This is a genomic window from Paenibacillus sp. FSL H7-0942, from assembly GCF_045040715.1.
GTDB classification, from domain to species: domain Bacteria; phylum Bacillota; class Bacilli; order Paenibacillales; family Paenibacillaceae; genus Paenibacillus; species Paenibacillus amylolyticus.
The window spans coordinates 2,883,591-2,894,843 of sequence record NZ_CP150279.1; the positions used below are offsets into that span (position 1 = coordinate 2,883,591).

General features: G+C 45.6%; 8 protein-coding genes. All 8 read left to right on the plus strand.

The annotated features are described in order from the left end of the window. Positions 1–46: 46 nt before the first annotated feature. The 8 genes from MHI48_RS13120 (at position 47) to MHI48_RS13155 (ending at position 11,248) form a co-directional block, all read left to right on the plus strand. Positions 47–1,270: an MFS transporter gene (locus MHI48_RS13120; protein WP_405144223.1), complete on the plus strand. Its 1,224-nt coding sequence runs from the start codon at positions 47–49 to the stop codon at positions 1,268–1,270. 25 nt (positions 1,271–1,295) lie between these two features. Then, positions 1,296–3,539 (plus strand): helix-turn-helix domain-containing protein, encoded by a 2,244-nt coding sequence (locus tag MHI48_RS13125; protein WP_405144225.1) that lies wholly within the window; start codon positions 1,296–1,298, stop codon positions 3,537–3,539. 235 nt (positions 3,540–3,774) lie between these two features. Next, positions 3,775–4,149 carry a hypothetical protein gene (locus tag MHI48_RS13130; protein WP_405144227.1) on the plus strand — a complete coding sequence of 125 codons (375 nt, stop codon included), beginning with the start codon at positions 3,775–3,777 and terminating at the stop codon, positions 4,147–4,149. A gap of 394 nt (positions 4,150–4,543) precedes the next feature. Further along, the gene (locus MHI48_RS13135; protein ID WP_405144229.1) at positions 4,544–6,145 is read left to right on the plus strand and encodes an extracellular solute-binding protein; all 1,602 of its coding nucleotides are present in this window, start codon (positions 4,544–4,546) and stop codon (positions 6,143–6,145) included. 111 nt (positions 6,146–6,256) lie between these two features. Further along, positions 6,257–7,159, plus strand: coding sequence for a sugar ABC transporter permease (locus MHI48_RS13140; RefSeq protein ID WP_017688833.1), 903 nt, complete (start codon positions 6,257–6,259; stop codon positions 7,157–7,159). A gap of 38 nt (positions 7,160–7,197) precedes the next feature. Beyond that, the gene (locus tag MHI48_RS13145; protein WP_076249554.1) at positions 7,198–8,070 is read left to right on the plus strand and encodes a carbohydrate ABC transporter permease; all 873 of its coding nucleotides are present in this window, start codon (positions 7,198–7,200) and stop codon (positions 8,068–8,070) included. Positions 8,071–8,274: 204 nt separating this feature from the next. Further along, positions 8,275–9,993, plus strand: a complete 1,719-nt coding sequence (locus tag MHI48_RS13150; RefSeq protein WP_405144231.1) for a hypothetical protein — start codon at positions 8,275–8,277, stop codon at positions 9,991–9,993. Between the two features lie 289 nt (positions 9,994–10,282). After that, positions 10,283–11,248, plus strand: a complete 966-nt coding sequence (locus MHI48_RS13155; protein WP_036608668.1) for a sugar phosphate isomerase/epimerase — start codon at positions 10,283–10,285, stop codon at positions 11,246–11,248. Positions 11,249–11,253: the final 5 nt, after the last annotated feature.

Here is an 11,253-nt window from a genome sequence, read left to right on the forward strand (position 1 = left end):
TAGAGAATAGGCGAAGCAACTACAGAAATAAAGGATGGAGATCCGGATGAGAAGTAGACATATGAAGGCTTATACAGAGAAAATAAAAGCCGATTCCAAGGATGCAAAACATGTTTTACTCCAATTGCAGGGCCTATATCTGTTTATGGGGCTTGCCGGGGGGATGTTTAACCCGTACATTAATCCCATATTGGTAGCACAAGGGTTTTCCAGTAAAGAAACCGGATTTATTATGGCGTTTGGCACACTTGTATCTATTATCCTTCAACCTATATGGGGAATTCTGGTAGATAATTTTAAAAAGACACGGTTCGTACTGGTGATAAGCCTGCTTGTTCCTGCATCGTTAGCGTATTTCTACAATATTCAAGTGTACTTTATATTAATATTGATTTATACTTTATGCACTATATTCCAAGTGACTCAAATACCCGTTGCTGACTCCTATGCGGTTACAGCTGCGAGAGCCGCGAACACCTCATATGGCATGATCCGACTCTTCGGCAGCATAGGAACGGGAGTTGGGGGATTTGCCGCAGGGATGTATCTCTCCCAGTTTTCCATTCACATGTTATGGCTGCCATTTCTTCTGTTTAACATTCTGAGCGCTATACTGGCAAGTACACTTCCCCGGCAGACGAGCATATCCTCGTCCTCGGTAACCTTCTCCGTAGGTTTGGCAAGATTGCTCCGAAACCGGACATTCCTTCTATTTCTAACAGGTTGTTTCCTGGTTAACCAAACGCTCACTGCGTTTAACTCCTTTTTTGTTATTTCATTTCAGATGGCTGGCGGTTCTGTAACCATGACAGGTACGGCGTTGTTGCTTGCGTCGATTACCAATGTTCCATCCATGTTGGCAGCGGCATTCATACTCCGAAAATGGGGGCATGAACGCACGATGCTGCTTGCAGCGGGGGCCTATATGTTACGTTGGGGGATACAATGGCTATGGCCGACGCCTGAGGTCATGATTGGCGTTCAGGTGCTGCATGGGTTATCCTTCGGATTCTTTTATATTGCAGCAGTGGAATATGTGGCATCGGTTACGGGGCGGGAAATGCAGGCCACCGGACAAAGTTTATTTAACATGGTGTTTGCTGGCCTGGGCGGAATTGTTGGTAATATGCTTAACGGATATTTACTCGATTCCGGCGGTCCATCACTGATGTATCTGGCTTGCACGATCAGTGCGGCACTAGGATCAGTGATTCTGTATATCGTCAGCAGGCAGGCCAAAGAACAGAGAAGAGCATACTCATTAGAATGAATAGAGATGGAAGGAGTTGGAGCCTATGAAAGTAAATCTGAAGCGGAATTGGCACACCAAGTTGATGTATTCGTATTTTCCTATTTTTCTGCTTACGATTTCCATTCTGATCTTTCTCTCCTTCCTGATTGTCAACGAACTCTCACGTAACGAAACACAAAAAGCCGACATGATCTCCACCCGCTATATCGTGGATACACTGGAGCGCTCACTAAGCGACATTGAACTTCGGTTGCTTGAAGACATTGGTGCAAACAAAACATATAGTCGCTTTCTGGAAGCTGGCCAGGGACAATTATCGAGTCAGTTCATCTATGATGCGGCAAGTGGGCTGGGAAGTATGCTGGATCAGCAGGATATGATTCAATCCATTTATCTCTATCGCATGTCCGATTCCCAGATTCTTACGCCCAGAGGCATGATGCGTTTGGAAGATTTCGAAGATCGTGCCTATATTGAGCAAGCCTTGAAAGATCGGGAGTACCTCGGTTGGAACCTGCCACGTGATTATAAGGAACGTTCCTTCGACGTACCTTCACAGGTGATTAGCATGAATAAGTGGCTTCCGTTACCGTGGGGCGGGGAAGGACTGCTCGTCATTACCATCCGCATGTATGCAGTGGAACGGCAGATTGATAACATGACCAATGAAAAGTTATCTGTTCTTCAGGTTCGGGATAAGAGCGACAATCTGATCTATACCGCGCATCAAATGGACCCTTCAGCAGGTGAAATCCTTAATCGTGTGACTGCGGACAAGCTTGGTCTGGTCTTTGAGAGTGGTATTCAATCCGGACAGCTGTATTCATGGGTATCCCTTGTTTCTTATGTGTGGATCGGTATTGGTTTATTAACGATTGTTGGTGCGGTGGCTGGACTAATCTACATTACTCGCAGAAATACACGCCCCATTCAGCTGATCATGAATCGAATTCAGGCGTTACAGCCACGTGCCGAGGAGGATGAAGCAACTCCATCCGTTAAAGATGAACTGGCACTCATCGATCGTGCGCTGGAACATCTGATTGCTCAAACGGTTGACTATGAGAAACAACATCATGAAAACTTGCTGATTCATCGCAGACAGTTGCTTGTGGATCTGATGGAAGGAGAGCGGATGGATTCGTTCCGTCAGCGACTTCGCCATCTGCAACCGCTAGAGGAACGATTCATGGAACCGAAGAGTGTTGCAGTCCTCATTGCGGAGATGAATGGTGACGATCTCTCGACCAATCAGAATATTCTGAAGATTGCGCTTATGAACGTAGTGGAAGAACTTGTGCAGAATGAGACCCAGTTCGGCGGTTGGGCTGAATGGTTTGGGAACCGCAGGCTTATTGTAGTGATTGCATCGGATGAGCAGGAAGGACTGGACCGTGAATTACTTATGGATCTGGCTAAGCAGATGCATATGTGGATTGCGGAAAACTTCCGCTTACGGTTTGCGTTCGGGATTGGACGAACCGTATCGGGCTGGGAGGAGATTACTCGATCCTATGTGAGTGCAGATGCGGGTTTGCAGCATAGACTTACCCTAGGTAAAGATGCGATCGTTCTCAGTGAGCAACTGCCGGATCGTATTGAGCTGCAATCGTACAAGTATTTGCAGATGCTCGCAGACTTTGTCCGTGAATTCAGGCTTACGGGTGATGGTTGGCGAACGCAGCTGGACCAGATGTTTGTTGCGTTTAATGAAGATCAGATTACAGATAACGATATTCGCATGTTGCTGCAGGCGTTAATCCAGATGTTGTCCCGTGAATTCGGGGAGCTGTCTGAGCGGTTGCAAAGCCAATTTGCCGAGGAAATCCTGACTCGTCTTCGCAGTGATATCCAGCAGGTGGAGACACTCGAGGGGATTCAAGAGATTTTGCAGGAGTGGCTTAAAGAGGTTTATCGCAATTATGTATCTGTAAATGAAACGAAAAGTCATCGCGCGATGATCAACGAGCTGCGGATATATATTGAAGAGCATTTTGATGATCCGGATCTGTCGCTGAAACATCTGAGTGATCGGTTCCAGATCTCGGGCAAATATGCGAGTTATCTGTTCAAGGAAGAGTTTGAGATGAAGTTTGTTGATTTTCTGGTGAAACTGAGGGTCGAAAAGGCCTGTCGTCTGTTGTCTGCATCCGATATGGCTGTTCAGGATATTGCTCTTCAAGTGGGATACGCCAATGCAATTTCCTTCGGCAGAGTATTTAAACGGATTATGGGCGTGACACCAGGAGACTACCGCAAGCAGGGTGGAAAACAAGGGGATCAATAACGGAATTGCACGTGTTAGAACATTCGCGTATCGGGTAAAATCCAATAATCCTAGAGATATCTATGAAATCTCCTGTATGAGGCAATAAGGTATCGTCCCTTATCGTCCTTTGCAGGAGATTTTTTGGATGTTCAACCACGATCTTAGGCCCATTAAGCTGGTGCGTTAAGGAATTTTACGAATGACCTATACTAGCATTATGACAATCCATTAATTCATAGGGAAGGAGTTGAAGATGATGTATACATACGGACAGCAAGTGTGGGGATCGGTAGATATCAATAGGCGGGTTACCATTACAGCAAGCAACAACACATTTGCATTTCATGTAGATGACTCGTCATATACGATAACTATACCTGTTGGTACCTACACGACAAGTCAACAAAGGCATGAATCCGAACTTATTCAGGCCATTTCGAAGGCAGGGGCAGCTCAGAACATTCCAGTACGATTTATTTTGGGCGGAATGCATTATGATGAGAAGTATAATGTGTTGATTTTGGAACATACGGACATGACCAACGAACATGTCATCGATCAATTTGCGGGAAATGCCATCGATACGTTGTTTGGTCAAATGAAGTTTAATCTTCCGCCGAGGAATTAGTCGTGGAATCGTTCTACACGTGTTGCTAAACAAGGAGATCACATAAGATGTGGTCTCTTTTTCATTTTTTGAAGAGAGATTTAATGGAAAAAAGATTATTGCAAGATGGGTGATGCCAGATTGTCTATGAGAAATCAAAATGAATGCAACACAATATGTTATTATAGTTAACATTAAAGGTGTGAAAATTGTATATTGTCAGGAAATATGTTTATATATCGCGATATTTAACGTAAAAAACGTGAATTTCACATTTTGAAAATAGTTTATTGTCTAAATATCAGATCGTATGTAATGATTAGTGACATTCACAGGTGCGACAAAATGGGATGAACAAAGTGGAGTGGCAATCATGTGAATCCATTCAGAGAGTGTGCGAAAGGGGAAAGGTCAAATGAGATTATTTCAAAGACGTAAGGCACGCAAGGCAAGTTCAATCCTCGCAGTGGTAACAGCATTCACTCTATTATTATCTGCATGTTCATCAGGAAGCGAATCAACATCTTCATCTGGAGAGTCGAGCTCGGGGGAAAAAACGACTTTGAAAGTAGAAATCTTCGATCGGGGAAACACACCGGCGGGCTACACCATTTCGGACAGTTATCTGACTCGCTTCATTCAAGAGAAGTTTGGTGATCCAAACAACATCGATGTTCAGTTTGTTCCAGTACCACGCTCGGAGGAAGTACAGAAACTTAACGTTCTGATGGCGAGTGGCTCTGAAGTACCTGATATCGTCTTTACCTACGATTCGGGAACATTCAACCGGTATGCAGAGCAAGGAGGTCTGACCGAACTTACGGATCTGATCAATCAAAGTGGTCCTAACCTGAAGAAGTTCCTGGGAGATGAAACGCTGGCCTACGGTCAATACGATGGACAACAGTTCGCGGTTCCAGGTAAACGTCTTGTACTTGGCAAGTACGCATCCTATGTTCGTCAGGACTGGCTGGATGCACTCGGATTGCCTTCCCCTGAGACAGCTGAGGAGCTGCATACAACACTGAAGGCCTTTAAGGAAAAAGATCCGGGTAAGGTTGGCACAGGACTTATCCCGATGGGGATGTCCATTGCCTCGGCTCAATATGAACCACTGATCTGGTCATTCATTGAACCGCTGACGGAAGAACAGAAGTATACATTAACGCAACAACTGGGTTCCAATGACTATCCAACGTTGTTGCCTGGTTTCAAGGAAGCCCTGAAATATATGAACACACTTTATAATGAAGGATTAATGAGCAAGGACTTTGGACTCGACAAAGACAAGAAAAAGCTGTGGGAAGATGTATCTAACGGCAAAGTTGGATTCTACACGGAGGATGCAGGGGAGATTTATATCTCCGGTACGTACAAAAACCTGCAAACCAATCAACCTGGTGCAGTGATGACACCGATTGATGCATTCAAAAACTCCGAGGGCAAATTCGCCAAACCGGCATATGCACCCAATGCGATGTATGTCATGATCCCGAAATCGAGCAAAAATGCGGAAGCCGCGATGAAGTATCTGGATTGGATGGCTTCGGGCAACAACCTGTTCGATCTGCAATTCGGTGTTGAAAACGAGAACTATGAACTTGTGGATGGAGTTCCACTGATCAAAGATGATGCTTCTCCTGAAATCGCAGGTCGTATCTATAATTCCGGTGACATTGCCATTATCGTCAATGGTAAATACGTTGGAGATGACAAGAAAAATGAAGAGGCTTATGTCGTACAGGTAGAGTCGAAGTATCGGGATGATATGCGCAAGTCGGTAGTGATCTCTAACACGGACACCATTCAACCCGTACGTTTCTCCAAACCGATTGACGCAGAAGCACGTTACGGTAACGGCTTGAAAGACAAGTTTATGGAGTTTTTCGTGAAAACAACCATTTCCAAACCCGCTGATTTTGAAGCTACGTATGACAGCATGATGAAGGACTACATGGCGAGCGGTGGTCAAGCAATCTTGGATGAACGTACAGAAGCTTACAAAGCGATGAAATAAGTAGAGTAGAGATCACATCTAATGTGTATGACAACAAAGAACAGGGATTTCATTAGGGCGATGGCAACATCGCCTTGATGAAGAATCCTGAATGACATGGGGGGAAGGTATATGAAAACAAGCATCTATTTCCGCAGAAACTGGCAACTATATGCGTTGCTCCTACTGCCCATGATCTACTTCATTATTTTCAAGTATGGGCCAATGTATGGCGTGCAGATTGCGTTCAAGGACTTTAACTTCTTTCAAGGGATCGCCGGTAGTGAGTGGATTGGCTTGGATGCATTCAGAGAAGTGTTTCAAAATCAGGGATTCTACACGGCATTACGCAACACGTTAGTGCTTAACATGCTGGATCTACTGGTCTCCTTCCCGGCACCACTTATATTAGCCATCTTATTGTTCGAGCTGAAGAAGGCCTGGTTCAAAAAGTTGGCACAGACTTTACTGTACATTCCTCACTTTATTTCGTGGGTCATTATTGGAGGGATTGTACTTCAGGTATTCGGTACACAATCCGGTTTTATTAACAATATCTTGATGAGCATGGGATTTGATCCATTACCTTTCCTTTCAGACAAAAACTATTGGCTCTTCACGTATCTTGCGGTAGGCGTGTGGCAGAGTGCAGGCTGGGGTACGATTCTGTATCTGGCATCCCTGACGGGCATTAACCGGGAACTCTACGAAGCGGCTGAAGTGGATGGAGCAAGTCGGTTACGCAGAATCTGGCACATCTCCTTGCCAGGCATCAAAACAACGATTGTTACCTTATTGATCATCAATGTCGGCAATATGATCTCTATCGGCTTCGACCGACCGTTTATTATCGGTAACGTGGCTGTACGTGAATACTCGGATGTGCTCAGCACATTTGTCTATCGTGTCGGTTTACAGTCTGGTCAAGTTACGCTCGCAACAGCTGTAGGTTTGTTCCAGGCATTAGTTGGACTTGTCTTCATACTCGGAGCAAATTATACGTCCAAGAAATTAACCGATGAGAGCATTATGTAGTGGATTGATTCACATATGATCTGTAAGGAGTGAGTGGGATGTCTGAAAACACGGCGAATCGAATATTCAACACGGTAAACGTCATTCTTATTATCATTACGATGGTGCTGTGTCTTGCACCATTCATTCATATTATTGCGATCTCGCTCAGTTCAAACCGGGCGATCGGTTCAGGAGAAGTTTCCTTTTTCCCCAAAGAGTTATCCTTTGAGGCGTATACCAAAGTATTTGCAGATGGATCGATGATTCGTTCCCTCATCTATACCATTTGGCTGACCGTCTTGAGTACGGTGCTAAGCATGGTGATGACCATTGCAGCGGCATATCCACTGGCGAAGAGCAATCTGAAAGGGCGCAAATGGTTCATGCTTGTCATTGTGGTGACGATGTTCTTCAGTGGCGGCATTATCCCCGAGTACATTCTGATCAAAAATCTACATCTACTTGATAGCACATGGGGACTTATTCTGCCTGGATTGATTAGTCCGTTTTATATGATTATCCTCATTACCTTCTTCAGAGGTATTCCCGAAAGTCTAGAAGAAGCAGCAGGCATTGATGGAAGCAGCCACTTTGGAACACTTATGCGCATTATTTTGCCGCTATCCCTTCCGGTTATGGCGACACTGAGCCTATTCTACGCGGTAGGACGATGGAATGGTTTCCAGGATGCACTCATGTATATTACGAAGCCTGAACTATACCCTTTGCAATTGAAATTGTATCAGATGATTCAGCAAAACCAGATTACAGAACTGATGCAGAACGAAGGTATTGGTGCTGTTCAAGTCCTGCCTGAGAGTCTGAAAGCAGCCAGCGTTATATTCTCAACGTTACCGATCCTGCTTGTGTATCCGTGGTTGCAGCGGTACTTTATCAGTGGCGTAATGGTAGGTGCTGTAAAAGGTTAATAGAGGTTGTTCAAAAAGTTCACTTTTGATTACGAATGATGCCTAGTGGCATTATCAGCATCGAATATGAAATTCAGCCGAAATGTCCGTTGCTCACGTAGTTGTCCTACGCTCCGCTACTCCATTTCTAGCTTAATTCCATCTTCTTGGTACTGAAAACTGATCTTTTTGAACACGCACCTATAGTCTCGGGAGGTCCATGACATGACACAACGAATGGTAGAGAAGATGTCGAAAGAACAACAGTATCTTATAAATCAGTCCATGTTGATGATGGATAGCTTCTATGACAAGGAAATGGATCTGCTTCGCAGTTTTGAAGAAGAGGATTCATCGCAGCATAGCACACGAGCCAGTGCACATTATGCGCTCGGGTTGTTGATTCGAAATAAGCCTGGTGATGTGGAACACGCGATACGGGTGTTCCACAAGGTGCTCGATGTTCAATATGACGCTCCGGATGAGATCTATCACGGAACATTCGCGACCCGCCCCAATGATGTGCATCCACCAGCGGGTCACTATGCTTGGAAATCTTTTGCGCCAGGCACGGCCTATTTCCTGGAACGCACCTTTGAGAAGGTGTCTGCGCAGTTTATCCATAAACTACAGGAAGAGGGTTCTCTGCTCACAGAGGCAGTAGACCCCAAACAACTGAAACACCTTTTTCATTCGGCAGTGAATCAGGTTCTGCCACCGGTCTGGATCAGCTATGATCCCAACTGGCGCGAGTTTATCGCTTGTGTCTGTGTGGTCGTAACTGCCGAATTCGCCGAACTACTGCCGGAGACACTCATGAAACGGATGGACCATGCGATGGAACTGGCTGTTCAAGGGTCAATAGAACGCAGGTTATCCGACGTAATTCCAATGAACACGAATATTGAGTTGATGCATATTTTCATTACCCACTACTACGGCCATCGCTTGAACCGAACAGATTGGATTCAGCATTCGGATGAACAGGCGGAGGGGTTGATGAAGGAGGTTGAACAATACAACGGTACATTCGCGGAGTTCAATACGACAACGTATTACGGGGTTGATCTGTCCGTGCTTGGCATGTATCGAAAGTATGGACTCACGGAACGTTTGATCGAAATCGGACACCGGATTGAACATGGGCTGTGGAATAACATTGCGCTATATTATAATGCCAACCTGGAGAATCTCTCCGGCCCATTCTCTCGGGCGTACGACATGGAGATGCGAGAGCATAGTTCGATCGGTGTATTTATCTATCTCTTGCTTGGAGAAGGGTATGAATATCTGGCAGGAATCAACTGTGAGTCAGGCCATGATCCACTGATTGCGCTCCTTGGGGTGGATGTGCCCGCTGAAGCCGTGCCGTATTTCAAGGCTCATCAAGAAGATCGGCTTGTGCAGAAACAGTTCATGGAACTGTGTGAGCGCAATGATCCAACGTCCAATCGGAATCTGTGTACAGCCAAAGCCTGGATCGGTGAGGATCGGATGATCGGGGCCATGTCGGGAAGCGTGAATACCAACGGCCAGATGCATCCCGCCACGATCCACTGGCAGACAGAGACGGGGGAGCGTTATTATCTTCGCTTGATCCGCCGTGAGGTAGGCGAGGGGTGGAACAGTCATCTGCGCGGAGTAAATTTCGATGCGGATCTCACACCAGATTCGTTAACCATTGATGTGGAGCTGGATACGGCGGAAGAGATCGACGTTTATTTTGAAATCAGAGGCCCCTCCCTTCGTCAGCAGGATATTACACCAGTGTTATGGCAGTTCCCTGGACTTACGTGTACCGTGAAGGCTGAAGCACCTGAACCATCCGTGTTAATGTACGTGAATCATGCGGAGATCAACTATCGTTATGTGCCTGGGAAAACTGCAAAGAAGATGAGATTTAAACTCACCCTCCGTGAAGACAACGGATTGAGGAATAAATAGGTATATAAGATGAACTGAACATTTACACGAGAACGAAGAGTGCAGAACCGATCTGAAGAAGCGGAGCGTTCGCCTGAAAGCTTTCTGCAAGAAAGCTGCATCGGAAGCATAAGCTATCACCGGATTTTTCCCTTTGGAGAAGGGGATCAAAAAAATCTGGGGATAACAGCGATCAGAAGATGGTACTGCAATTGGAGTGATCTAGTATAAAGTGTATTGGTTCAACTTATATAGATAGAGATAAATGGAATATGAATGGGCGATAGAATGAGAGACAGGAGGACCAATGATGTATACGGACAAACAGGAATATTCGTTCTCAACATGTTGGAATATCAAACGTCATACGACCGGACAAGGCATGATCGAGGAGATCAAGTCTCTTGGATTCAAACAAGTTGAGCTGAATTATAACGTTACGGAAGAGATGCTGCAGACGATAGAACCGATGATTGAACGGGGCGAGATCGGTGTATCCAGTGTGCATAATACATTCCCGCATGTGGCTGATCCCGACTATGGGACGGATTCCGTCCTGCTTGGGTTCGATGATGAACCGCGCCGCAAACGGGCGATTGAGCTGTTACTTCGCTCAGCCGAGTACGCACATCGTTATGGGGCCAAGGCTGTCGTTGTACATCCCGGTGAGGTTCCGTTTGAATATAATATAGATGAAGCGTTGAAAAAGATATACCACGATCAAGGACCGGATTCACCAGCATATCAATCTTTATGGCAAGAGATGCTGGAGAAGCGGGAAGATGGCAGCGCACATTACCTGAGCCTTATTCAGGAGAGTCTGGAAGAGGTATGTAACTTGTCGGAGCAGCGGGGATACGGGGTGAATTTCGGTATTGAGACCCGTTCACGCTGTTATCAGATGCCGACTTTGCACGAAGCGGGAACGATTATTGGACAAATGAAGGGCGCACCGCTTGGTCTTTGGTACGATATTGGTCACGGCATGATGATGGATCGAATGGGGCTGTACGATAATGTACGTGAGGCTAACGCGTTGATTGATCACGTGGTTGGCGTGCATATTCATGAAACCGTAGGGTTATCAGATCATTGGTGTCCATACATCCATAGTAAAGACATGACCTTTTTTGATTCGTTTTTGGATATTATCGACCGTTCTCCGGTGAAAGTATATGAGCTGAAAGCCGCGTGCACACCGGAAGAGATTGATGAAAGTCACGGAATGATTAAGTCTCGCATTGCTGAACGTCAAGCGGCACGTCAGCGCGGGTAAAGGAG